The sequence below is a fragment of the Brevibacillus sp. SAFN-007a genome (assembly GCF_051967035.1).
Lineage (GTDB): Bacteria > Bacillota > Bacilli > Brevibacillales > Brevibacillaceae > Brevibacillus.
Genome location: NZ_JBQCKK010000011.1, coordinates 44,862 through 68,890, shown reverse-complemented (window position 1 = coordinate 68,890; position 24,029 = coordinate 44,862). Strand labels below are relative to the sequence as shown.

Genomic DNA, 24,029 nt, shown 5'->3' with positions numbered 1-24,029 from the left:
GAGGGAGCGGGAAAGCCGCCGCTTGGCTCTGGGGGGGGGCAGGCGTTTTTGGAGAAGAAGGACTTATGGGCAGTACCAGCTTCTCGGCCAGGGGGTGGCCTGGCAGTTTGGGGGAACTAGCACTGACAAAGCGCCGCTTTGTACGGGTGCGCTCATGAATCCGAATTGACTGACGAAATGACCGCCTTAGCCTGTCAAGGCTTTAAGGGCGGTCATTTCGTTTGGTCAGGGGTGGCGAGCGCACGGTTGCTCATGATCGTGCCCGTTACACTTCTTTTGATTCACGCGGACTGCCGGTCTGCTCATAGGCCGCCAGCGCTTGGACAGCTTGCTGCATGTCCGCAAGCTCTTGCTCTGACAAAGCATGCTCCTGGTAACGATACTGCTCGTAGAAGCCGGTGATTTTGCCTGCCAGCTCCAGTTGTGCCCCCGTCAGCGCAGGGTGCTTTTGCAGCCGCTGCAAAAACTCCTGCGTCGTCTCATGTGGGTGGATCGTGACACCGTGCTTGTCCATCGTCTGCAAAAACTGGAAGTAGGCGTAGCGGGTCGCGTCATCTGCGGGGCCAAGCGGTTTTTTGAACCAATTCGAAACATTCCATTCCGCCGTGTCGCCTTCCGGAGAGAGGGGCAGCGGGGCCAGTTCCATTGCCGGGGCTGCCGTGACTGCTTTTTGCTCCGCCTGCCAGTTGCGATTGCGGCGTATCCACATGTACCTGCCCAACAGAAACAGCGCTACGACGACGACAAGCGAGATCAGATAAGGCTCCAGCACGGAAAAGAGCGATTCGCCCTGATGGACGGGGTCCAGGAGCAGATTGCCTCCTTGCCCTTCTTGGTTCAGCATTTGATGAATGCGCTGGTCTTTGTCCAACACTTGCGCCAGCCCGGACATCCACTCCGCCAGCAGCTGCAAGGCAGGCTCGATCAGCATGTAAAGCCCGGTGCCAAGCGGTCCTTTCACCCACGACCAGAGCAGGCTCCACACACCGAGCAGGGCGGAAGCAGCCGCCACATAGCCCACTGTCGCAAGCAGGCGCGTCCCCAGCACCTGACCCGCAAGCATCAGGCGGAGGCGGGCAGGCAGACGGATAGGAGGGGCTTCCTCCCGCAGCAGGTAAGCCCCGGCCGCGATCAGCACGTAGCTGGCGGTCACGAGCGCGAGCATGCCGAAGTAAGGGGCAGGCGAAAACGTCTCCGAATCAACGGCAGTTCCGTACAAAGCCGCGACAACCAACTGGATCAGGCAGACCATAAAGGCCAGGACGAACCGCCGCAGCAGACTGACATGGTTGATCCCGTTCGCAGCCGCTCCCTGAATCCGCCAAAAAAAGACGCCTGCCAGGACGAGAGCGATCAGCCATGAGCCGAACAGAACGAAGCTGAGCACTCCGACGCCAAGCACAAACGGATAGAGCAAGAGATGCAGCACGGTGTGGCGGCCGCCGTGGTGATACAGCCAGCTTCCCGCGATCAGGAGCAGACAGCCGACGAGGCAAAAGAACAGCAACGCGCCAAAGTCTGCCGTCATCCGGCCAAGCATCATCAGCGAACTGCCAACGAGCAGCGCTTCCAGCCAAAATGTCAGCGTCCATCGGCTCACGAGGGAAAAGCTCATCGCGCCATCACGCTCCTTTTGTCCAGACGCGCCTGCTCATACCGCTTGAACGCAGCCTGTTCCCCGGATACGTCGAGCACGGCAATGTTGTGTCCGCGCCGCACCAATCGCTCCAGAGTCGTCTGAGGCAATTCCTCCGGCCGCGCCGTCACGAGGATGATCGCTTCCTTGGCCGGACTTTCCTCCAGACGGCGGAGCAGGCTGGCTAGCGGCGTCGTCACGTAATGGTGCATGTGCGCAAGCTGGGTCATGACGTGCAGATGGTGCGTCTTGCCGCTGCCGGCAGGCATGTGAAAATGCTCGCGGCCGCGTTGCTTGATGGTGAGCAGCAGCTCGTAGCCAATCGACTTTTTCCGGCACAGCATGGACAGTGCAGCAAGGCTGGATATAATCCGTTCATTGACGACATCGTTATGCCGCTGCTGCAACGGTTCGTAGGACGGCAACATATGGCCGACGATTCGCCAGTTTGGATGGGCGGTGTGTTCGAACAGCCTTGTTTCGAGCGTGCCCGTCTTCGCAGTCGCTTTCCAGTGAAGATGCTTGAACCGATCCCCCGGCCTATACGGCCGCGTCCCTCGCAAAAAAGTGACATCCTCCTGTTGCCGTTGGCGCGAGAGCCTGCCTCCGTCCGGTTGTGTCTCTTCCAGTGACAGCGGCGGCAGCGGTAGCGGCAACGGGTAGACGAGCAGGGAAAACGACAGCGACAACGGCAAGGAAGTGACTTCCCTGGCGAACAACGGCATTGTCTCCGATTGAATCTCCGTCAGCCAGACGGTGCCGCGCTTGTGGGGAGTAAGCGTCAAGGTTCGGGCTGCGCTCTGGCGCATGGGCAAGTCGAAGCGCAGTCGCACAATCGTCCGCTGGTTGCTCGTTTTCACTTCGTCCCCGCCGTCGACCGTGACGTGCTCAGGCAAGGAAAAGCGCAGCCATGTCGAGGGCAACGGCAGCCAGGAGCGATTGGACAGGCGAACGGTAATCGTCACAGGCGTGCCAGGCATGACGCGGGTTTGGTCGCTTGTCCACTCCAGCTTGATGCATTGGGGGAGCGAGTCGGCCCACCACTTTTGGGCGGCAGGCATGAAAAAGAAAAAACCGCCGAGCAGCCAAAGAAACCAACTGCCGGAAAACAGCGCGAAAAGCAGAAGCACAAAGCCGATCACGTGAAAAGTTTGCTTCGTATCCATCCGGCTACACGCTTTCCTCGACGGGGGCGGGCACGCTCGACATGATCTGCGCCACCACTTCCTGCTCGGTTACATGCAGCTCCGCTTCCATCGACAGGCGGATGCGGTGGACGGCGAGGCTCGGGAAAACGGCCTTCACGTCGTCTGGCAATACGTAGGCGCGGCCGGAGACAAACGCGTAAGCCTGGGCTGCGCGCAAGAGGGCGAGCATGGCGCGCGGACTGATGCCGACATCGACGGAGCGGTGGCTGCGCGTCGCTTCCGTCAGGTCGATGACGTAATCTTCTACCGCCTGACTGACATGGACGGCCGTCACTTCTTTTTGCAGGGCGGCGATTTGTTCCACCGAGATCACTGGCTGCACCGTCTCCAAAGGAGAGGTGCTGCGGAATCTGCGGAGGATTTCCTTGGCGTCCTCGCGCGTGCCGTAGCCGAGGGACAGGCGGAACAGGAAGCGGTCCAACTGGGCTTCGGGCAGGGGATAGGTCCCCTCCGATTCAATCGGGTTTTGGGTGGCGATCACCAGCATCGTCGAAGGCAGCGGCAGCGTGACGCCTTCGATGGTGACCTGGCGTTCTTCCATGCATTCGAGCAGGCCGGATTGGGTGCGTGGCGTGGCCCGGTTGATTTCATCCGCGAGCAAAACGTCCGCGAACACGGGTCCTTTGCGCAGTTCAAATTCGCTCGTCCGCTGGTTGAACACGTGCAGTCCGACTACATCGGAAGGCAGCAGATCAGCGGTGAACTGCAGGCGGTTGTACGTCCCGCCCATGGCCTGCGCCAACGTTTTGGCAAGCACGGTCTTGCCCATGCCAGGCAGGTCCTCCAGCAGCACGTGCCCGCGCGCCAACAGAGCGGTCACCAGCAGGTGCACCTGCTCTTCTTTGCCGACGATGACGCGATTTACGGAAGCGAAAAGGCTATCCAGAGCGGGATGAGTCATGGAAATTCTCCTTTAACGTAGATAGGATGGAGAGACAGTTGCTCGGATTTCATTATACATGGAATATCCTGTATTTTACAAAATTTTGCAAAACAATTCCGCTGACGGCAGCGATGACGATGATCGCGCCGATGGCGACGTAGAGGGGCCGGATGCCGACGCTGTCGCTGAGCATTCCGCCCAGCCAGATGCCTGCGGGCATGGTCGTGCGGACGACGAGCAGGCGCACGGAGAAGACGCGCCCCATCATGGCGGGCGGGACGTGGAGCTGATAGAGACGGGTGCTGTGTAGCTGAAAAAACGGTGCAGCGATACCCGCCAGCACTTCTATCAAAATCGCCAGTTCGATCCTATGGGTAAACCCTAACGCGCCGAAGCTCGCCCCGCCTGCGACCAGAGAGCCTAGCATGATGAGTGGCTGCTCCCGCCCCTTGTCCAGCCGCGGCACGAGAAACGTCCCAAGCAAGTAGCCGAACGGATAGCTGGCCAAAAACAACCCGACGTGAAAGGCCGTTCCGTGCAGCTCTCCCGCCACAAACGGAAGGTTGAGCACGAGCGTGACCCCTACCGCAAACTGCACGAGAGCCGAATACAGACTCAGATAGAGAAGCAGCGGTTTTTCCCGAAAAATCGCGAGGCCGGCTTTGAACATGGAAAACCACGATTCGGCCACCCGGACAGGGAAGGCGGGAGCGTTTTTGCACGGGAGGAGAAAAGCTCCACTGAGCGCATATCCGACGGCGACCCATGCCAGCACCTGATCGCCGCCGATGCTGGCGACGAGAATCCCGCCCAGCGGCGGACCTGCGATCATGGCGATGCGCAGCGCGCTATCCAGATAGGCGTTGGCTTGCAGCAACTGGTCTTTTCGGACGAGAGCAGGCAGCAATGACTGGCTTGCCGGGACGTACAGCGGCTGGACGAGGCCGTTCACGAGAGCGGTCAAGTAGAGCGGCCACAAGGAGCCGGGCGTGGTCGCAATCGCGGCGAAGGAACAACCGAACGCGATGCTGCGCATCCATTGCGAAAACAGCATGACGCGTTTTTTGTCATAGCGGTCGAGATACGGTCCGGCCACAATCTGCACGACGAGCGATGGTACAAAGTAGAGCAGCCACATCTGCCCGACGGCTGCCTGCGAGCCGGTCACCTGGTAGATGAGCCAGCTATTGGCGAGCGTGCCGAGCGAGGCGCCCAGCTCGGAGGCGAGCTGACCGAGCAGGATGCAGCGGTAGGAGCGGTCTTTCCAGAGGGTCGATGTGCTCGTGGCTGCTGTCATCATTGATCCCTGCCGAGAAACTGCCCGAGCAGCAGCGGGAGTTGCGAGAGCGCTTGGCTGCGCAGGCGATAGCGGGTTCCGCTCGTCTCGACCAGCCGGGCGGAGCGCAGCATCGATAGGTGATGATGCACCGTCGATTTGGCCATCTGGAGCGCTTCTGTCAATTCTTGCAGCGTCAGCTCCCGCTGCGCGAGCATTTTTGCCATGCGGAGCCGCTGCTCGTCTCCGAGCGCCTTGAAGGATTGGACCAGCGTCTGCGGCGGCTGATACGGGTCGATTTGCTCGCGCAAGTTTTCATCGGCAACCGGGTAGTAAAAAATTTTGCAGCCTGCGTCATCGGCCTGCACCGTCCAGGGGCGATAGACCGCCTGCGGGATCAGCAGAACGCGGGTGACAGTCGGCTCAGGTGGATAGCTTGCTCCGGTCGCCCATTCCACCAGCGCTTCCGGGTCGAGCTTTTCTTGCATGCCGCGCTTTTGGGCCATCTCCCGTTCGAGCATGCGGCAGATGAGTTCCTCCTGCGGCTCGATGTGCGCCTGATACCAGCCTTCCATCAGTACGAGCAGGTGCTGGCGCAGTTCCTCCGCGTCCACCGAAGTAATATGGGCGATATACCGTTCGAAAAAGAGGTGGCCGCGACAGGCTGCCTGCAACAGCTCGCGATCGGCGCTGCTTCCTTGCGCGGCTTTTCGCCGGGAAGCTTGCCGCGCTTCGCCCAAAAAAGGCAGTGCCTGATAGCGCAACTCTTCTTCTGGCAACTGCCTGACGTAGCCAAGAAACGTCCTCAGCTCGGCAAAAGGCTGCTGGCGGTACTGGTGAAGCAGATGCAAAAGCGCCTTCCATGTGTTGTGCGCCTTGGCGTAAGCGACCTCGCGCTGGACAGCAGGGGACAGTGCTTCGATCAGCTCGCGCCAGTAGGCGGGCGGCTGCTCCAGTGTGTGATGAATCTGCTCGTAAGTGGCAACGGCGATGCCCAACGCTGCTTCAAACAGCGGCGAAAAGGCGAATTGCACCTCGTAGGTCGTGCGTTCGCTCCCGATGTTCCATACTTGCAAGAGGCGATCATCCTTCCAATATTTGTAGTACGTCTCATTTTAAATGGTTCGAATTGTAAATTCAATATTTTTCGTATGATAGGTTAGATAGATTTCGAACGAGGATGTTTGCGTGTGGCAGGATGAGGGGAGATCGTCTGAAAGCAGCGAACAGAAAACAGCACCCGAAACTAGAAAAGCGGCACGCTTCTCCACGAGAGTTGCGTGCCGCTTTTTACGAGACAAAAACAAGCTTAGTTGACAGTAGAAGGCTGGACGGCGCGTTGCAAGGCCTGTTCCAGATCGCCAATGATGTCGTCGATCGCCTCTGTGCCCACCGACAGCCGGATCAGCCCCGGCGTTACCCCGGCCGCCGCCTGTTCCGCTTCATTCAACTGCTGGTGCGTCGTGCTGGCCGGATGGATGATGAGCGACTTGGAATCACCCACGTTGGCCAGGTGCGAGAACAGTTTCACGGATTCAATCAGTGTTTTGCCTGCCTTCACGCCGCCGCGAATGCCAAAGGTGAGGATGGCGCCAGCACCTTTGGGCAAATATTTTTGCGCCAGCGCGTAGTGGGCGTCGCCTTCCAGGCCAGGGTAGCTGACCCACTCGACCGCTGGATGCGCGGCGAGGAATCGGGCGACAGCCAGTGCGTTTTGGCTGTGCCGCTCGATACGCAGGTGCAGCGTCTCCAAGCCTTGCAGGAACAAAAAGGAGTTGATCGGGGCCACGGCTGCGCCGATATCGCGCTGCAACTGGACGCGGGCCTTGATGATGTAGGCGAGCGGTCCGACGGCTTCCGTATAGACGACGCCGTGGTAGCTCGGGTCCGGTGTCGTCAGGCCCGGGAATTTGCCGTTGTTCCAGTCGAACTTGCCGGAATCGACGATGATGCCGCCAATCGCTGTGCCGTGCCCGCCGATGAACTTGGTCGTGGAGTGGACGACGATGTCTGCGCCATGCTCGAATGGACGGCACAAGATCGGCGAAGCAAACGTATTGTCCACGATCAGCGGCACGCCGTGTTCGTGCGCGATGTCAGCGATTGCCTGCAAATCCGCTACGTCGATGCGCGGATTCCCGATCGTCTCGCAAAAGAGCGCTTTTGTCTTTTCATTGATGAACGCCCGGAAGTTTTCCGGATTGGACTGATCGGCAAAATGAACCTTGATGCCAAGACGCGGGAGCGTGTGCGCAAAAAGGTTGTACGTACCGCCGTACAAACTGCTCGATGCGACAATTTCATCCCCGGCTTGGGCGATATTCAAGATGGAAAAGGTGATCGCTGCCTGACCGGAGGAGGTTGCCAGAGCGCCGACGCCGCCTTCCAGGAGAGCTACGCGTTTTTCAAAGGCGTCCTGGGTCGGATTCATGATGCGGGTGTAAATGTTGCCGAACTCTTTTAAGCCAAACAGGTTGGCGGCATGCTCGGTGTCGCGGAAGACGTAGGAGGTCGTCTGATAGATCGGAACGGCGCGCGAACCTGTTACGGGATCTACTTCTTGCCCACCGTGTACAGCGAGGGTTTCCGGTTTCCATTGTTGCTGCTCAGACATGCGAATCTCTCCTTTATAGGGGGGATGGGGATAAAAAAACGGAGCCATCCTCTGAGTAGAAGTAGGCTCCGGTTAGACACGGGTATGCACTCATCTCTCAGAATCTATGGATTCTGCAGGAATTAGCACCGCGCAAGGCTCGCTTGCTGGTTGCCGGGTTTCATGGGGCCTGTCCCTCCACCGCTCTTGATGAATCTGTCGCTTCAATTGTTGTCATAATTGTATGAAAAACAACACTTCCCTGTCAATATCAAAAATATAAGTTATCAGGTTGGAATTGGTGGGATTGGAGGCGTCATCATAAACTGCCCGCAGCTGTCACAAATTTGTCCTCATCTATCGCCGCTTTCGCCGCCTGCGTCGTTAGAAAATGGCAAGACCCTATGATATGATGGGAGTGGCAGAAAACGACGAAACGATTGTCTTTATAGGAGGAACATACGCAATGAGCCAAGGCGTGAAGGAAATGACCCCGCAGGAGCTGTTGGAAAAGCTCGCGGCCAAAGAAAAGCTTCAGGTGATTGACGTACGTGAGGTGGAGGAGTGGAACGAAGGCCATATTAAAGAAGCCAAGCTGATTCCGCTCGGGTTTTTGCCGCATCGCCTCGACGAGCTGGACAAGGAGGTCCCCATCGTCATGGTGTGCCGCAGCGGCGCCCGCAGCCACAGGGCGACCGAATATTTGAGTGAGCTTGGCTTTGACGCTGCCAATATGGTCGGCGGTATGCTGGCTTGGCCTGGCGAGAAGGAAGTGTAAGCGAAACGCTCGCGACCGTGCTTGTAACGGCGAGACGCGATGGACGCGAAAAAGCAGCATGCGCCATGTACGCGGCAAAGCGGCGGACGCATGAGTCGAACAGGGGAGGAAGAAAATCGTGAGTGAAGAAGCACAGCAACAAAGGTCCGCGTTGCAGCGCCATTGGTTTGTGGTGCTTGCAGGCGTGATAATTCTCGCGATTGTAGGGGTGTTGGGCTACACATACATGGCAAAAGAGCCGATCCCCGTGATGAAGCCGATTGCCGATTTTACGTTGGACAACAGTGACGGCACTTCGTTTACGTTTTCGGAAGGCAAAGGCAAGGTGCGATTGGTCGAGTTCATGTTCACCAACTGTCCGGACATTTGCCCGGCGACGACGTACAACATGTCCAAGCTACAGGAGCAGCTCAAGGAGAAAAAGCTGTTCGGCGACAAGGTCGAGTTCATTTCCATCACCTTTGACCCGGATTTTGATACGCCAGAGGTATTGCAAGCATATGCAGCGAAGTTCAAGGCGGATCAGAGCGGCTGGAAGTTTTTGCGCGGCGATGCCCAGGCGGTGGAAAAGGTGACGAAGGATTTCGGGATGGCGGTAATGAAGCAGCCAGACGGTTCTTTTGCCCATACCGCTCGCATGTTTCTCGTCGATGGTGACGGTAACATGCGCCGCGCCTACGGAATGGCAGCCGACATGGACATGGAGCAGATGCTAAAGGACATGGAGCAGCTTGCGGACTAATCAGGTTGATTCCTCGTACGTGATCTGCACGACATGCTCGGTTTGATTTTCAAATTCAATATGCACCAGTAACGCCCACCTGCGATTGCCCTCCTGGAGCAAGAGCTTGAACGTCTCCTCCGACGTGGTGGGCGTTTTTGCTGTGCGCCCGACGTGTTGGTAGTCGACGATCTCGGCATGCGGATATTTTTTCAGCGTTTCCTGCATCGCCAATCGGCCCCATTTGGCGTAGGGCGGCTGAGCGCAGGCCGGGTCAATGGGGAAGAAGAAAACAAGCAGGATCGCTGCAACGGTGGTCAGGACGCTCCGCGCGAGGTGGATGGCTACAGAGGCTTGCATGGCGTACGACCTCCCTTTTTGTGTGGAAAACAAGCTTGCCATGTAGTTTGAAGTCTTTTTCCGTTGTCATTCGTAGAAAATAGTTACAGTGGGGATGATCGGACAGGTCGCGATCGGGTATCAGTTTGCGGCGATTGACCGAAGATGAATGTGTGGAATTGACAAGACTGGGTGAAACGAACGCTTCGCGTTGTGTTACAATAAGAATGGCATGCTTGGTTCGGGTTCCAAAATCATGCACGATGATGTTAGGAGGAAAAAGTTTGAGTGACGTTAAGATTTTCGCGATGGGCGGCCTCGGCGAGATCGGAAAAAATATGTATTGCGTCGAGTACGAAGATGAAATCATCATCATTGACTGCGGGGTGAAGTTCCCTGAGAACGAAATGTTCGGGATCGATCTGGTCATCCCCGATATCTCCTATTTGGTGGACAACCAGCACAAGATTAAAGCACTCTTGTTAACGCACGGACATGAGGATCACATCGGAGCGATTCCTTATATTTTCAAGCAAATCAACGTGCCGATCTACGGTGGTCGTCTGACCCTGGGCTTGGTCAAGGCGAAGCTGGAAGAGCATCGCATGCAAAATGACGTGAAGATGATTCCGATTTCGGAAGATACGGAGATCCCTTTCCAGCGATTGAAGGCGACCTTTTTCCGCACCAATCACAGCATCCCGGATTCGTTCGGGGTGGTGATTCATACGCCGGAAGGAATGGTTATCCATACCGGCGACTTCAAATTCGACATGACGCCAGTCGGACAGACGACCGAGTACGGCAAGATTGCCAAAATCGGGGCGAGCGGCGACGTGTTGGCGCTGCTTTCCGACAGTACGAACAGCGAGCGCTACGGTTTTACCATGTCGGAGCGCACCGTTGGCGAAGGGATTCTCGACGTGGTGCGCAAAGCGCGCGGGCGGATCATCCTGGCGACATTCGCGTCCAACGTGCATCGTCTCCAGCAGGTGGTAGACGCTGCCGAGCAGTGCAATCGCAAAGTAGCGGTGATCGGCCGCAGTATGGAAAAAGTGTTCCTGATCGGGCAAGAACTGGGCTACATCCAGATGCCGGAGGGGATGCTGATTGATATCAAGCACATTGACAACTACGCCGACAACCAGGTGCTGATTATTTGCACCGGTAGCCAGGGCGAACCGATGGCGGCACTGACCCGAATCGCTTCCGGATCGCATCGGACCGTGTCGATTTACCCGGAGGATACGGTCATCATCTCGGCTTCGCCGATTCCGGGCAACACGATCAATGTGAGCCGGACGATTGACAAGCTGTACCGCGCAGGCGCCAATGTCGTACTCAGTCACGTGTTTGACATTCACGCGTCCGGTCACGGCAGCAGCGAAGAGCTGAAGCTCATGCTCAACTTCATCCGTCCCAAGTATTTTATTCCGATTCACGGGGAGTACCGGATGCTGAAGACGCACGCGAAGCTGGCGCAGCAAGTAGGCATTGACGAGAGCAACATTTTCCTCATGGATAATGGAGACGTGCTGAACTGCAACCGCGAAAAGGCATGGCTCAGCAAGGTTCCCGCCGGCATCGTGCTGATCGACGGCAGCGGCATCGGCGACGTGGGCAACATCGTCCTGCGCGACCGCAAGCATTTGGCGGAGGACGGTTTGATGGTCGTGGTCGTCAGCCTCGATATGAAAAACTTCAAGATTTTGACCGGACCGGACATTGTCAGCCGCGGCTTTGTATACGTGCGCGGTTCGGAATCGCTCATCCAGGAAGCCACGCTGTTGGTTCGCCAGCGGCTCCAGGAAGCGCTGGACAAGAAGATCAAGGAATGGTCGGAGCTCAAGTCCCAGATCAACGAGGTTATCAAGCCGTTTATTTATGAAAAGACAGGCCGCAATCCGATGATTCTCACGATATTGATGGAAGTGTAGCACGGAACCACTTCTTCATTCTCCTGGGGACACGATCAGGTTATAATAATACGTAAATGGAAACGTGATACAAAGGAGAGGTTGCCCCATGATGTCTTATGAAGCGTATATGAGCCAGGTCATTCAACCGATGCGCGACGAACTGACTCGCAACGGATTTGTGGAACTGCGCACGGCAGAAGAGGTCGAAGAGACGCTGCCGAACGCAAAAGGTCTGACGCTGGTAGTCGTCAACTCTGTTTGCGGCTGCGCAGCAGGGCTGGCTCGTCCGGCCGTGGTTCACTCCTTGAACCATTCCACCAAGCCAGACAACCTCTACACCGTATTCGCAGGACAAGACAAGGAAGCGACAGCGAAAGCCCGCGAGTATTTCGAAGGCTACGCGCCATCTTCCCCGTCGTTTGCAATCATGAAGGATGGCAAAATCATGACGATGATCGAGCGTCATCAGATTGAGAACAACGATCTGCAAACCATCGCAAACCTGCTGACCAACGCTTACGACACGTACAAATAAGCACGCTATCGCGCAGACAAAAAGCAAAGGCCTCTTCCGGATCATCCGGGAGGGGCCTTTGCTTGCATCACCCAAATAAAGGCTGCTCCACATTTTGTAGATTCGAGTATACTAAACAAGTGGTGAGATGTGTTCATGTGATCCAAAGAATAAAAGGTGGAGTAGTTCTTTATGCGAATATGGAAACGGGTATTGCTCCTGATGCTGGTCGTGATGGCCGCGACAGCAGGTTATTACGGATACTCTTTTTATCAGTTTGCTCAACATATTCAACAGCCGAATGTCATTACGCCCGCCCCGCCGGATGGGGGAGCGGCGACGAAAGCGGCGGAGATTCCGGAATGGGATGGCCAGGAGCGCGTGAATATTCTCCTGATGGGGGTTGACCGCAGGGGAATGAAACAAAACGGGCTTCCCCGCTCTGACTCGATGATGCTGGTCAGTATCGACCCGGTCGCCAAACGTTACGACGTATTTTCCATTTTGCGCGACACGTACGTAGACATTCCGGGAAGCGGCAGCGCGCGAATCAACTCGGCGATTGTGGACGGAGGACCGGAACTGGCGATGAAGACTGTCAGCCAGTTTACAGGGCTTCCGGTAGACCGCTATGTCATCACTGACTTTGAAGGCTTCAAGGCGTTGATCGATTCTATCGGCGGTGTCGAGATTGATGTGGAAAAAAATATGTACTACCACGACCCGACCGACAAAGGCATCTACGACATTCAGTTGAAAAAGGGTTTGCAGCGATTGGATGGCAACAAAGCTCTGCAATACGTTCGTTTTCGCCACGACGCCACATCGGACTACACGCGTACGGAGCGTCAGCGCAAGCTGCTGACGGCTGTCGTGAGCCAGATGAAGAGCGGCACAACCTTGATTCAATTGCCGTCCATTCTGAAAGAAGTGACGCCGTACATCCAGACGAACATCAGCTCCATGGATATGTTGAAGCTGTCTGCTCTTGGCTTGAAAATCAACACGGCGGAGCCAGGCAACTACCAACTGCCGCCAATGGGAATGTTCCGCGAATCCCATCGGGCAGGAGCGGTGCTCATTCCAGATGTCGATCAAATCCAGTCTTTCATTCAGGAAAAATTGCAGCAGTCGAGCAAAGAAGCGGTTCCGCAAACCAATCATACGAACGAAAGCATGGAAAACAGCACGCCAAATTGAGCGTGCTGTTTTTTTAGGCGGTTTCGGGCAGACTAACCACGATTTGCTAGGTATGGGAGGTGAGGGAGATGGACCAGGAGTTTGCCCGCAAATGGTTTTCCCATACAGGGGATTTGAGAACGGAGCATATCGACGAGCCGGAAGGCCGCGTGCGCCTGTACTTTTTAACCAGCCTGGCAGATGCCAAGGTGGTTTACAACGAGTTGATCCCGAAGCTGCGGAAGATTTGTCTGGCAGAGGCGAGCATAGAGGAAGTGGAGAAGCAGCTGGGGGCAAGCGGAAGCAATCGAATCTATCGCACCGAGGACGCGATCCAGCGCTTGCTCGAAGGCTTTATCTACGTGCAGGTGGCGCACGCCGCATACGGCATCGCTTTTCCCAGCGACGGAACGGTCGGGAGAAGCATTCAGGCACCGGAAGTCGAGACAGTCGTTCTCGGTCCGCAGATTGCTTTTGTCGAAGTGCTGAATACCAACATAAGCATCATTCGCAAATACATGACAAGCCCCAAGTTGTTTCATGAGCGACTGACTGTTGGCAAAACCATCCCTGTAAACGTGTCGCTTTTCTATCTGGAGGGAACGGCGGAAGCCGAAAACGTACAAACGGTCCGCCAGCGCATCTCGTCGCTGGAAGTCGACACGGTTCTGGAAGCTACCATGCTGGCTCAATATATAGCCGATAACGAAAAGTCGCTGTTTCCGACACTCCAGCAAACAGAGCGTCCGGATCGGGTGGTACACGGTCTGCGCCAGGGGCAGATTGCCATACTCGTCGAGGGAAGCCCGTTTGCCCTGCTCGGTCCGACTACGCTGCTGCAATTTTTCCAGTCGGCGGATGACTATTACTTGCGCTGGAGTCTTGCTACCTTCAATCGACTGATGCGGCTGTTTGCCATGGTGTTATCCTTGATGCTGACGCCGATCTACGTCGCGACCATGACCTATCACTATGAAATGATCCCTGCGGACCTCTTGCTGTCGCTTGCGCAGTCACGGTCGCGCGTCCCGTTGCCGCCGTTGTGGGAGGCGATTTTGATGGAGCTGATTATCGAGCTGCTGCGGGAAGCGGGAGCGAGGCTGCCGACCAAGGTCGGCCAGACGATCGGGATCGTGGGCGGTATCGTCATCGGGCAAGCGATTGTGCAGGCCGGCTTTACGAGCAACATCCTGATTATCATTGTGGCTCTGGGAGCCTTGTCTTCCTTTATTGCCCCCAGTTATATGATTGGCTCGACCATCCGGGTCATCCGCTTTCCGATGATTTTGCTGGCCGGCTTTCTTGGGGCGTTGGGCATTGTCGTGGGCTTCAGCTTTTTGGCTAGCCATCTGCTGCGCCAGACGAGCCTGGGGCGGCCGTACATGTACCCGTTCTATCCCGTGCGCTTCTTCGATTGGAAGGATGGATTCATCCGGGCGCCGCTCTCTGCCTTGACGGATAACCTGATGTTCTTCACGCGGAAGAAGACAAGGTGGTTTGACCCTGCGAAAGCAAACGAGAAGAAGGACATTGACGAATAAGCGAGGCCGACTATGAATCCCAACATGCAAGTGAACAAGACAAATACCGTATCGGCGTTTCTGGCCGCTCTTATGGTTCACGGGACGCAGCTTGGAATCGGGGTGCTCGGCTTTCAGCGCGTCGTCGCCAGGGAAGCCGGACACGATGCGTGGATATCGGTCGCCATGGCCGGCGTGGTTACCCATCTGACGGTGTGGGTCATCGTCAAGACAATGGAACAATACCCGTCTGCCGACTTGTACGGCATTCACCATGACGTATTCGGAAAATGGCTGGGATCGTGTCTCGGTCTTGTGTATGTCACGTACTTTTTGTCGACGGCATGGATCATTTTGCGCGACTACATCGAGGTCGTGCAGACATGGGTATTTCCGTCCTTGCCCACCTGGATTTTGTCCGGGATTATTCTGTTTCTGGTCTATTACACCGTCGTGGGCGGCATACGAGTCATAGCAGGCTACACGTTCTTTTCCATTGCGGTGACGATCTGGCTCGTGTGCGATCTGTACTTTCCGTTGCAGTACGCCCAGTGGGAATATGTCATGCCGATTCTGGATACAAGCTGGGAAAAGCTGGTCAAGGGAATGATCGCCATGTCGCTGACCAGCATCGGGTTTGAAGTGATCTACACCATTTACCCGTATGTGCAAGACAAGGAGAGGGTAGGGAAAAACGTGCAATGGGCGGTGCTTGCGACTTACGGGATCTACATGCTGGTGATGGTTGTATCGTTAGCGTTTTTCAGCCAGGGACAGCTCATGCGAACCATCTGGGCCACGCTCAATCTGAAAAAGATGGTCCAGCTCCCGATCATGGAGCGGTTTGAGCTGGTCGGCATTTCGATGTGGCTGCTGGTGATTTTGCCGAACATGATGCTGTATTTATGGTCTGCCGCCCGCGGGATCAAGCGCTTGTTCGGATGGAATCTGCGCACGTCGCTGTTTTGGATTTTGCCGTTTTTGTATCTCTCTTCGTTGATGCTGTTGACCCGGCAGGAAATGAACGTGCTAAACGATATCTTTGCCAAGATCAGCCTGTATCTGGCCTACGTGTATCCGTACATTCTCTACCTGGCCGTTCTCATCAAGCAGCGCACTTCACGAGCGAAGGAGAGAGGCGTTTGATCCTGCATGGCAAAAGGAATAGCGGGGGACGACGGTGCAAACCGTTCTGGTGCCTATGGTGCTCGCTTGTTCTGGTCGTTTCCGGTTGTTCTGACCTGCAAATTTTTGACGAAACCGGCATGGCTACGATTGTCGGCTACGACCTGATGAAAGACGGCAAAATTCGGGCCTCGATCGTCATGCCCTCGATCAACCCGGAGGCGGAGCGGAAAATTCAGCTCATCTCCGCGGTCGGCGAAACGAGCAAAGGCATCAGGGACAAAGCGAACCTGCAATCCGACAAGCGCCTGTTGGGCGGGCAAATTCGCGTGGCGCTCTACAACGAGGACTTTGCCAAAAAAGGTCTTGGCAGCATCATCGACACGCTGTACCGCGATCCCTCGCTGTCCAGCCGGTTGTTCCCGTGCGTGCTGGAAGGCAATGCCTACGACACGTTGACGTATCCGTACCCGGAGGAAGGCAATATCGGAATCTACCTGTACCGGATGATTGAACAAAACGTACACGGGGAAAAAATCCCGTCTGCCACCATGCACGAATTTTTTCGCGCGTACTATGACACCGGGATCGACCCGATCATGCCGTACATCGCCAGAAAAGGGGACGAGCTGCAAATCAAAGGGGTCGCATTGTTTCAGGGGGATCGCTTCGTGGGCTGGATCACGCCCAGGGAAGCGTTTCTCATCAAGCTCGTGCATGGGAAATTCCGCGTCGGCAGCTACGAGACGTCCGTGCCCGTCCATATTTTCGGGGAGACAGACAAGGAGCGCGGTCATGACACGGATACGGTACACCTTGCTTTTGATACGATTTCCAGCAGTGCCCGCGTTCAACTGGAACAAGTATCGCCCCCGGTGTTCGATGTTCGCATCCGTTTGCAGGCGCGAATTCTTGAGCTGTCCAGGCCGTTGAAGCTGGAAGAAGCTTCGCTGATGAAAACGATGGAGAAGGCTTTGGAACAGAAAATCCAGCAGGAGCTGGAACAGGTCGTCCAAAAGCTTCAGGGCCTGAATGTCGATCCGGTCGGCTTTGGCATCATCTATCGCGCGCAGCGCAGAGGGCTGGAGCGCTTTTCTCCCAGCGATTGGCGGAAGATGTTTCGGGAAGCGACGTTCCGTTTTCATGTCAAAGCGACCATCATTCGGAATGGAGTCATGGATTAAAAAAGTTTTTCCTGTGATTGCTATTGACGAGATATTTTCAAAAAGGATATAATCCGGTTTGTATCAGAAAACGATGAAAAACGAATATCCTATGCGTGGAAATCTTTCTTATCAAGAGAGGCGGAGGGACAGGCCCGATGAAGCCCGGCAACCGGTTCATTTTATGAAAATGGACGTCGCGGTGCCAATTCCTACAAGATTGGTTGGATCTTGATAGATGAGAAAGGTGGATGCGAACGTATATATGCGTTGCAGCCCCTTTTTCGTTTATGAAAAAGGGGTTTTTACGTTTTTCACAAGGAATGTACGGAGATTTGCAGGAGGTGGATGCGTTGATTCAATTACAGAATTTGCATAAAAGCTATCAGGTACAGGGCAAGACGATTCCGGCCTTGCTCGGGATTGACCTTTCCATAGAGCAAGGAGAAATTTACGGGATTATCGGCCATTCCGGGGCAGGGAAAAGCACGCTGATCCGTTGCATCAACCTGTTGGAGCGGCCCACGTCGGGACAGGTTATTGTCAATGGGGTGGATTTGACCAAGCTCGACGACGCCAAGCTTCAGGAAAAGCGCCGCGAGATCGGGATGATTTTTCAACACTTCAACCTGCTGTCCTCTTCGACGGTTGCGGAAAATGTCGCGTTTCCGCTCAAGCTGGCAAAGCGTCCCAAAGAAGAGATTCAGAAAAAAGTGGACGACCTGCTCAAGCTGGTAGGCTTGGAAGCCCATCGGGACAAATATCCGTCCCAACTCTCCGGCGGTCAGAAGCAGCGCGTCGGCATTGCGAGGGCATTGGCGAACGACCCGAAAGTGCTTTTGTGCGACGAGGCGACCTCGGCTCTCGATCCGCAGACGACCAACTCGATTTTGGCGCTGCTGTTGGACATTAATCGCAAGCTGGGCTTGACCATCGTGCTGATTACCCACGAAATGCATGTCATCCGTTCCACTTGTGACCGGGTCGGCGTGATCGACGGCGGGAAAATCGTCGAGTCGGGCGAGGTGCTGGATGTGTTCCTCAAGCCGCAGCATCCGACAACGCAGGAATTTGTCGAGCAAGTGGCGGATTCCACCGAGCTGCGCGAAGCGGTGGCGCACGAAAAAGCAGCGGGGAACCGCACGATTGCGCGCGTGACTTTCCTGGGGGAAAAGACGTACCAGCCGATCTTGTTCCAGACAATGCAGGAGACAGGCACGGTATTCAGTATTTTGCAGGGAACGATTTCCCGGATGAAGGATACGCCGTACGGCCAACTGGTCGTCGAACTGGAAGGCGATATCCGGCAAAACGAAAAAACCATCGAGACGTTGCGTCAGCGTGGCTTGGAAGTAGAGGTGATATAGATGGACTGGACTATGGAAAATGTGGATTGGTCGGAGATTGCCGAGGGTACACTAGATACGCTGACGATGCTGGGCTTCTCCACGCTGTTTACGATTTTGATCGGCTTGCCGCTGGGAATCATTTTATTCCTTACTTCGCGAGGACAATTGCTGCAAAACAAGGCGTTTTACTCGGTTGCCTCCTTCATCGTCAACGTGTTGCGTTCCGTACCGTTTATCATTTTGATGATCTTGCTGATTCCTTTTACGAAACTGCTTGTGGGCACGTCGCTCGGTGTACTCGGAGCGATTCCGCCGCTCGTGATCGGAGCCGCCCCGTTTTTTGCCCGGCTGGTGGAAACCTCGCTGCGGGAGGTAGATCGCGGAGTCATTGAGGCTGCTCAGTCGATGGGCGCGTCCAATTGGCAAATCATTTGGAATGTCCTGCTGCCAGAGTCTCGTCCGGGACTGATTGCCGGCATTACGATCACGACGGTTGCGCTCGTGTCCTACACCGCCATGTCCGGGGTAATCGGCGGCGGCGGTCTGGGGGATTTGGCCATCCGCTACGGCTATCAACGCTTCCAGACGGATGTGATGATTGTCACGGTCGTCATTTTGCTCGTGTTGGTACAGATCTTACAAACGCTGGGCGATCGCCTGGTATTGCGCTTTAGCCGCAAGTAAGGTCTTTCCATATAAGCTTGCAAGTGCAAGAATCAAAAAAAGTAGGGGGAAATCATTGATGAAAAAGCTAGTCGTATCTGTACTTTCTACCGTATTGGCATTTTCTTTGGCAGCGTGCGGGGGCAAAACGGAAACAGCTCCAGCTCCGGCTGAAGGCGGCGCACAAGGCGGACAGCAAGAAGTAACGTTGAAAGTAGGCGCTTCCCCAATTCCACACGCAGCAATCTTGAAGCACATTGCACCAAAACTGAAAGAGCAAGGCGTCATCCTGGAAGTACAAGAGTTCACCGACTACGTACAGCCAAACGTACAGCTGAACGAAAAACAACTGGACGCAAACTTCTTCCAGCACAAGCCGTACCTGGAAGACTTCAATAAAGGCCAAAACATGGATCTGCAACCGGTGGTAGCGGTACACATCGAGCCGTTCGGTGCGTACAGCAAAAAAATCAAATCGGTTGACGAGCTGGCGGAAGGCGCAACCATCGCGCTGCCAAACGATCCGACCAACAGCGGACGCGCCCTCGCCCTTCTGGAGAAAAATGGCGTCATCAAGCTCAAAGAAGGCGCAGGCATCAGCGGAACAGTGAAAGACATTGTGGAAAACAAGAAAAACCTGAAGTTCAAAGAGGTAGAAGCAGCGATGCTGCCACGCGTTCTGGAAGAAGTCGATCTGGCGCTGATTAACACCAACTACGCGCTCGAAGCGAAGCTCGTACCGACCAAAGACGCGCTGTTCATCGAAGACAAGGAATCTCCGTATGCGAACTTCCTGGTCGCTCGTCCTGACAACAAAGACTCCGAAGCCATCCAAAAGCTGGCGAAGGAACTGACTTCTCCTGAAGTGAAAAAATTCATTGAAGAGGAATACAAAGGCTCCATTATTCCCGCATTCTAATCAAGAAGGAATGGAAGAAGCAACGAAAAGCCCAAGCAGCCCAAGTGCTGGTTGGGCTTTTTGTGTGCGCAGATTGATCGCTATGCAGGCGTTCGGCCGAAAGCGGCGATTCAGCGTAATCGCCTGACAGTCTGCATAGTTTGTCTGGGATGAGGCATACTTCATGTAATGAAGAATGTGAATTTATTTCCCTTTACATAATTTGATCTTTGAATAAAAGATAATTAAGCTTGTTAAAATTGTCTTCAATATTACTAAAAATGCAGTATATTTGTGGAAGGAGTTTTCCAAGGAGTGTCAGGCAGATAAAAAGGGGGCAACACCAATGAAAAAAAGCGTTTTTGCAGCGATCAGCTCCATCCTCGTCCTGAGTGCGGCGCTGGCTGGCTGTGGTGGCGGCGAGAAAGCAGGAGAACAGGGAAATTCAGCTGGAAGTGAACAAACAAGCGGCCCAAAAATTCTGCGCATGAACATGAAGAGTGAGCCGCCGACGGCTGACCCTGGCTTGGCGGAGGATTCTACATCCGGCGCTGTGTTGCTTGCGACTTTTGACGGGCTGACTCGGATCGGCAAAGATGGCAAACCGCATGAATCCGTCGCAGAAAAAATCGACATCTCGGAAGATGGACTGACGTATACCTTCCACCTGCGCGACAGCAAATGGAGCAACGGCGATCCCGTCACGGCGAAAGACTTTGAATACGCATGGAAGCGGGCGCTCGATCCCAAGTTCGGCTCCACGTATGCGTACCAGCTGTACTACCTGAAAAACGCGGAAGAGTACAACACGGGAAAAGCAAAAGCAGAAGAGGTGGGCGTCAAGGCAACCGATGACAAAACGCTCGTGGTGACCTTGAAAAACCCGACGCCGTTTTTCCTCGAGCTGACGGCCTTCTACACCTACTTCCCGGTCAACCAGAAAGTAGTCGAATCCGCAGCAAACTGGGCGGGCGAGGCCAAGACGCACGTAGGGAACGGCCCGTTCAAAATCGAGACGTGGGAGCATAAGAGCAAGCTCGTTCTCGCGAAAAACGAGAACTACTGGGATAAAGACGCTGTCAAACTGGACAAAATCGACTTCTCCATGATCGAAGATGAAAACACCGAGCTGTCCATGTTTGAAAATGGCGAGCTGGATTGGGCGGGTGCCCCTACCAGCGCACTCCCCACCGATGCGATTCCGGCTTTGAAAGAGTCCGGCAAAATGCAAACCCGTGCGATTGCGGGTACGTACCTGTACAAATTCAACACGGAGCAGCCGCCGTTCAACAACGCGAAAATCCGGAAAGCGTTCGCCTATGCGATTGACCGCAAAACGATCATCGACAACGTAACACAAGCGAACCAGGAGCCAGCGATGGGGCTGGTGCCGCCAACCATGGCAGTAGCGGCTGGCCCGTACTTCAAAGACGGCGATGTGGAAACAGCGAAACGACTGCTGGAGGAAGGAATGAAGGAAGAAGGCATCACCAAGCTGCCGCCCCTGACTCTTTCCTATAATACATCCGAAGGCCACAAAAAAATCGCCGAAGCCATCCAGGATCAATGGAAAAAAGCGCTCGGCGTAGAAGTAAAACTGGAAAACAAAGAGTGGAAGGTATTCCTGGACGATTTGCACCAAGGCAAATTCCAGATTGCCCGCTCCAGTTGGACAGGCGACTACAACGATCCTTACACCTTCCTGGATTTGTTCAAGCTGAAAAAAGGCAGCAACAACGATACCAACTGGGAAAATCCGAAGTACCAGGAACTGCTGAACCAATCGGCGCTGGAAAAAGACCCGGAGAAACGCAAACAGATTCTGGCGAAAGCCGAAGCCCTGCTTATGGACGAAATGCCGGCAGCGCCCATTTACTTCTACACGCATTCCTATGTGAAGAGCGACAAAGTACAAGGCGTTGTGCTCGACGGTCTCGGCTTCGTAGACTGGAAATGGGCAGACATTCAATAGCAAACAAACAAGGGAAAAGAGGGGCGAACAGCCCTTCTTTATTTTTGCTCCCATCCTGCATTTCTCTTTATAAAATCATAAAGATTTTTATAAATAAATAAAAGTTTATTAAATCAATCTAAAACATATTTAAAAATAATAGAAAAGCTTGTATATTGAAAAAAGATTTAGAAAAGGGGGATTACTTGTATGAAAAAGAATGTTTTCGCAGCAATGAGTTCGATCCTCGTTCTTGGTGCGGCACTCGCAGGATGCGGCAGCAACCAGGCAGCGCCAGCAGATAACAACGCAGGGACGGAAACCGCAGCACCAGCTTCCGGACCTAAAGTATTGAAATTGAACCTGCACTCCGAGCCGCCGACAGCAGACCCGGGCATCGCGGAAGACACGACTTCCGGCACCATCATTACCGCTACCTTCGAAGGTCTGACTCGTGTAGGCAAAGACGGAAAAGTGCATGAAGCAGCAGCTGAGAGCTACACCGTCTCCGAAGACGGAAAAAAATATACATTCAAAATTCGCGATTCGAAATGGAGCAACGGCGATCCTGTAACCGCGAAAGACTTCGAATTCGCCTGGAAGCGCGCGCTCGATCCGAAGACAGCTTCCAACTACGCGTACCAGCTGTACTATCTGAAAGGCGCAGAAGCCTTCAACAAAGGGACGGGCAAAGTGGAAGACGTGGGCGTAAAAGCGATCGACGACAAAACGCTGGAAGTGGAGCTGACCAACCCGACTCCATTCTTCCTGGAGCTGGTCGCGTTCAAAACGTACTTCCCGGTTCACCAAAAAACAGTGGAAGCCAACGACAAATGGGCAACTGACGCGAAAACCATCGTCGGTAACGGTCCATTCAAAATGGAAACCTGGGAACACAAGAGCAAGCTGGTTGTCGTGAAAAACGAGAACTACTGGGATAAAGACAACGTAAAACTGGACAAAATTGAGTTCTCCATGGTAGAGGACGAGAATACCGAACTGTCCATGTTTGAAAACGGCGAGCTGGATTGGGCGGGTGCTCCAACCTCCGCATTGCCGACTGACGCGATTCCGGCTTTGAAAGAATCCGGGAAAATGACCACCCAACCGATCGCGGGTACGTACTTCTATCGCTTCAACACAGAAAAAGCGCCATTCAACAACGTGAAAATCCGGAAAGCGTTTGCTTACGCGATCGACCGTCAAAGCCTGATCGACAACATCCTGCAAGCTGGACAGCTGCCAGCTACCGGATATGTACCGCCGAGCATGGCGCTGAAAACAGACGGCTACTTCAAAGACAACGACCTGGAAACAGCGAAAAAATTGCTGGAAGAAGGCATGAAAGAAGCAGGCATCAGCAAATTCCCTGCGATCACTCTGTCCTACAACACTTCCGAAGGTCACAAAAAGATCGCCGAAGCGATTCAGGATCAATGGAAGAAAAACCTCGGCGTAGAAGTGAAGCTGGAAAACAAAGAGTGGAAAGTATACCTGGATGACGTACACCAAGGAAAATACCAGGTAGCTCGCGCGGGCTGGCTGGGCGACTTCAACGATCCAATCAACTTCCTGGAAATGTTCAAGGAAAAAGACGGCGGAAACAACGATACTCGTTGGGAAAATCCGAAGTACAAAGAACTGCTGAACCAATCCGCTCTGGAAACCAATCCGGAAAAACGGAAAGCCATTCTGGCTGAAGCCGAGCAAATCCTGATGGATGACATGCCGATCATGCCGATCTACTACTACACGCAATCGTGGGTGAAAAGAGACAAGGTTGACGGCGTGATCGTCGACGGTCTGGGCGCTGTTGACTACAAATACGCGGATATCAAACAATAAGAGAAAAAAGGCAACCACTTACAGGAAGAGAGGCGTTTTTGACGCTTCTCTTCTTTTTTTCTCCCGCATGGACAAATGACCAATCCATTGTGCTCCTGGCTACATAGAGTAAAAAGGAACAAACTGCAACCAGGGGGGATCGCTGTGGATATTGGCAAACTGCTTGGGATTGTCAAGTCAATTCCCAAGGATAAGCTGAAAACCGATGCAGGCTTGAAAGAAGTGATTCGCGATTTGGGCAAAAAAACCGGAAAAACCTTCACGGATAAGGAACTGAATGCCTATGTGGCGCAGTTTCGGCATATGTCCAAGACGGAGAACGTCGGCAGCCTGCTGAACAAGCTTTCCAAAAAAGGCGTCAACGCCAAAGACATCGACAGCCTGAAAAAGCGCTTTAAGTAAGGGGGGCCTATCAGGAGGGAGGTGGGATTATCGCTGCCAAGACCAGAAAGAAAAAGAAACAGGCCGG

The 24,029-nt window shown here is 54.4% G+C and carries 21 protein-coding genes and 2 riboswitches; of the genes, 14 read left to right on the top strand and 7 right to left on the bottom strand.

Annotation, left to right across the window (positions count from 1 at the left end):
* Window positions 1-265: 265 nt before the first annotated feature.
* The 6 genes from ACTHO6_RS13370 to ACTHO6_RS13345 form a co-directional block, all read right to left on the bottom strand.
* A complete protein-coding gene (locus ACTHO6_RS13370; protein WP_440242068.1) occupies window positions 266-1,615 on the bottom strand; it encodes a DUF4129 domain-containing protein in 1,350 nt (449 codons plus the stop codon).
* Window positions 1,612-2,802, bottom strand: coding sequence for a DUF58 domain-containing protein (locus ACTHO6_RS13365; RefSeq protein ID WP_440242067.1), 1,191 nt, complete (start codon window positions 2,800-2,802; stop codon window positions 1,612-1,614). The genes ACTHO6_RS13370 and ACTHO6_RS13365 overlap by 4 nt, the downstream gene beginning before the upstream one ends.
* A gap of 4 nt (window positions 2,803-2,806) precedes the next feature.
* Window positions 2,807-3,745, bottom strand: coding sequence for an AAA family ATPase (locus tag ACTHO6_RS13360; protein ID WP_440242066.1), 939 nt, complete (start codon window positions 3,743-3,745; stop codon window positions 2,807-2,809).
* Window positions 3,746-3,797: 52 nt separating this feature from the next.
* Window positions 3,798-5,024 (bottom strand): MFS transporter, encoded by a 1,227-nt coding sequence (locus tag ACTHO6_RS13355; RefSeq protein ID WP_440242065.1) that lies wholly within the window; start codon window positions 5,022-5,024, stop codon window positions 3,798-3,800.
* On the bottom strand, window positions 5,024-6,079 hold the full coding sequence (locus ACTHO6_RS13350) for an ArsR/SmtB family transcription factor (protein WP_440242064.1): 1,056 nt from the start codon (window positions 6,077-6,079) through the stop codon (window positions 5,024-5,026). The genes ACTHO6_RS13355 and ACTHO6_RS13350 overlap by 1 nt, the downstream gene beginning before the upstream one ends.
* A 233-nt stretch (window positions 6,080-6,312) precedes the next feature.
* Complete coding sequence (locus tag ACTHO6_RS13345) at window positions 6,313-7,617, bottom strand: homocysteine synthase (protein ID WP_440242063.1); 1,305 nt, start codon at window positions 7,615-7,617, stop codon at window positions 6,313-6,315.
* A gap of 87 nt (window positions 7,618-7,704) precedes the next feature.
* Window positions 7,705-7,813, bottom strand: a riboswitch (SAM riboswitch).
* 249 nt (window positions 7,814-8,062) lie between these two features.
* Between ACTHO6_RS13345 and ACTHO6_RS13340 the strand changes: the two genes are divergently transcribed.
* Window positions 8,063-8,374, top strand: a complete 312-nt coding sequence (locus ACTHO6_RS13340; protein WP_440242062.1) for a rhodanese-like domain-containing protein — start codon at window positions 8,063-8,065, stop codon at window positions 8,372-8,374.
* Between the two features lie 118 nt (window positions 8,375-8,492).
* A complete protein-coding gene (locus ACTHO6_RS13335) occupies window positions 8,493-9,116 on the top strand; it encodes an SCO family protein (RefSeq protein ID WP_440242060.1) in 624 nt (207 codons plus the stop codon).
* Here the strand turns inward: ACTHO6_RS13335 and ACTHO6_RS13330 are convergent, their stop codons facing one another.
* Window positions 9,117-9,455: a YqzG/YhdC family protein gene (locus tag ACTHO6_RS13330; RefSeq protein WP_440242059.1), complete on the bottom strand. Its 339-nt coding sequence runs from the start codon at window positions 9,453-9,455 to the stop codon at window positions 9,117-9,119.
* Window positions 9,456-9,700: 245 nt separating this feature from the next.
* On the opposite strand from ACTHO6_RS13330, the gene rnjA reads away from it, so the two are divergent.
* The 12 genes from rnjA to ACTHO6_RS13270 all read left to right on the top strand — a co-directional run bounded on the left by rnjA (window position 9,701) and on the right by ACTHO6_RS13270 (window position 23,962).
* Window positions 9,701-11,371, top strand: coding sequence for a ribonuclease J1 (gene rnjA / locus ACTHO6_RS13325; RefSeq protein WP_440242131.1), 1,671 nt, complete (start codon window positions 9,701-9,703; stop codon window positions 11,369-11,371).
* An 88-nt stretch (window positions 11,372-11,459) separates the two neighbouring features.
* Entirely contained in the window at window positions 11,460-11,888 is a 429-nt protein-coding gene (locus ACTHO6_RS13320) for a BrxA/BrxB family bacilliredoxin (protein ID WP_440242058.1), read from the top strand.
* 171 nt (window positions 11,889-12,059) lie between these two features.
* On the top strand, window positions 12,060-13,067 hold the full coding sequence (locus ACTHO6_RS13315; protein WP_440242057.1) for an LCP family protein: 1,008 nt from the start codon (window positions 12,060-12,062) through the stop codon (window positions 13,065-13,067).
* 68 nt (window positions 13,068-13,135) lie between these two features.
* Window positions 13,136-14,587 carry a spore germination protein gene (locus ACTHO6_RS13310; RefSeq protein ID WP_440242056.1) on the top strand — a complete coding sequence of 484 codons (1,452 nt, stop codon included), beginning with the start codon at window positions 13,136-13,138 and terminating at the stop codon, window positions 14,585-14,587.
* Window positions 14,588-14,599: 12 nt separating this feature from the next.
* Complete coding sequence (locus tag ACTHO6_RS13305; protein ID WP_440242055.1) at window positions 14,600-15,712, top strand: GerAB/ArcD/ProY family transporter; 1,113 nt, start codon at window positions 14,600-14,602, stop codon at window positions 15,710-15,712.
* The gene (locus ACTHO6_RS13300) at window positions 15,709-16,875 is read left to right on the top strand and encodes a Ger(x)C family spore germination protein (RefSeq protein ID WP_440242054.1); all 1,167 of its coding nucleotides are present in this window, start codon (window positions 15,709-15,711) and stop codon (window positions 16,873-16,875) included. The genes ACTHO6_RS13305 and ACTHO6_RS13300 overlap by 4 nt, the downstream gene beginning before the upstream one ends.
* A gap of 105 nt (window positions 16,876-16,980) precedes the next feature.
* A riboswitch (SAM riboswitch) is annotated at window positions 16,981-17,099 on the top strand.
* 108 nt (window positions 17,100-17,207) lie between these two features.
* Window positions 17,208-18,221, top strand: coding sequence for a methionine ABC transporter ATP-binding protein (locus ACTHO6_RS13295; RefSeq protein ID WP_440242052.1), 1,014 nt, complete (start codon window positions 17,208-17,210; stop codon window positions 18,219-18,221).
* Window positions 18,222-18,887: a methionine ABC transporter permease gene (locus ACTHO6_RS13290; protein WP_440242051.1), complete on the top strand. Its 666-nt coding sequence runs from the start codon at window positions 18,222-18,224 to the stop codon at window positions 18,885-18,887.
* A gap of 58 nt (window positions 18,888-18,945) precedes the next feature.
* On the top strand, window positions 18,946-19,785 hold the full coding sequence (locus tag ACTHO6_RS13285; RefSeq protein ID WP_440242050.1) for a MetQ/NlpA family ABC transporter substrate-binding protein: 840 nt from the start codon (window positions 18,946-18,948) through the stop codon (window positions 19,783-19,785).
* 325 nt (window positions 19,786-20,110) lie between these two features.
* A complete protein-coding gene (locus tag ACTHO6_RS13280) occupies window positions 20,111-21,736 on the top strand; it encodes a peptide ABC transporter substrate-binding protein (RefSeq protein WP_440242049.1) in 1,626 nt (541 codons plus the stop codon).
* Window positions 21,737-21,925: 189 nt separating this feature from the next.
* Window positions 21,926-23,560, top strand: coding sequence for a peptide ABC transporter substrate-binding protein (locus tag ACTHO6_RS13275; RefSeq protein ID WP_440242048.1), 1,635 nt, complete (start codon window positions 21,926-21,928; stop codon window positions 23,558-23,560).
* Window positions 23,561-23,704: 144 nt separating this feature from the next.
* Complete coding sequence (locus ACTHO6_RS13270) at window positions 23,705-23,962, top strand: hypothetical protein (protein WP_440242047.1); 258 nt, start codon at window positions 23,705-23,707, stop codon at window positions 23,960-23,962.
* The last annotated feature ends 67 nt before the right edge of the window (window positions 23,963-24,029 follow it).

Bases quoted from the DNA above. Each gene is read 5' to 3' on its own strand.
- ACTHO6_RS13370 (WP_440242068.1), bottom strand. From the start codon at position 1,615: ATGAGCTTTTCCCTCGTGAGCCGATGGACGCTGACATTTTGGCTGGAA.
- ACTHO6_RS13365 (WP_440242067.1), bottom strand. From the start codon at position 2,802: ATGGATACGAAGCAAACTTTTCACGTGATCGGCTTTGTGCTTCTGCTT.
- ACTHO6_RS13360 (WP_440242066.1), bottom strand. From the start codon at position 3,745: ATGACTCATCCCGCTCTGGATAGCCTTTTCGCTTCCGTAAATCGCGTC.
- ACTHO6_RS13355 (WP_440242065.1), bottom strand. From the start codon at position 5,024: ATGACAGCAGCCACGAGCACATCGACCCTCTGGAAAGACCGCTCCTAC.
- ACTHO6_RS13345 (WP_440242063.1), bottom strand. From the start codon at position 7,617: ATGTCTGAGCAGCAACAATGGAAACCGGAAACCCTCGCTGTACACGGT.
- ACTHO6_RS13340 (WP_440242062.1), top strand. From the start codon at position 8,063: ATGAGCCAAGGCGTGAAGGAAATGACCCCGCAGGAGCTGTTGGAAAAG.
- ACTHO6_RS13330 (WP_440242059.1), bottom strand. From the start codon at position 9,455: ATGCAAGCCTCTGTAGCCATCCACCTCGCGCGGAGCGTCCTGACCACC.
- rnjA (WP_440242131.1), top strand. From the start codon at position 9,701: ATGTTAGGAGGAAAAAGTTTGAGTGACGTTAAGATTTTCGCGATGGGC.
- ACTHO6_RS13320 (WP_440242058.1), top strand. From the start codon at position 11,460: ATGATGTCTTATGAAGCGTATATGAGCCAGGTCATTCAACCGATGCGC.
- ACTHO6_RS13315 (WP_440242057.1), top strand. From the start codon at position 12,060: ATGCGAATATGGAAACGGGTATTGCTCCTGATGCTGGTCGTGATGGCC.
- ACTHO6_RS13310 (WP_440242056.1), top strand. From the start codon at position 13,136: ATGGACCAGGAGTTTGCCCGCAAATGGTTTTCCCATACAGGGGATTTG.
- ACTHO6_RS13305 (WP_440242055.1), top strand. From the start codon at position 14,600: ATGAATCCCAACATGCAAGTGAACAAGACAAATACCGTATCGGCGTTT.
- ACTHO6_RS13290 (WP_440242051.1), top strand. From the start codon at position 18,222: ATGGACTGGACTATGGAAAATGTGGATTGGTCGGAGATTGCCGAGGGT.
- ACTHO6_RS13285 (WP_440242050.1), top strand. From the start codon at position 18,946: ATGAAAAAGCTAGTCGTATCTGTACTTTCTACCGTATTGGCATTTTCT.
- ACTHO6_RS13280 (WP_440242049.1), top strand. From the start codon at position 20,111: ATGAAAAAAAGCGTTTTTGCAGCGATCAGCTCCATCCTCGTCCTGAGT.
- ACTHO6_RS13275 (WP_440242048.1), top strand. From the start codon at position 21,926: ATGAAAAAGAATGTTTTCGCAGCAATGAGTTCGATCCTCGTTCTTGGT.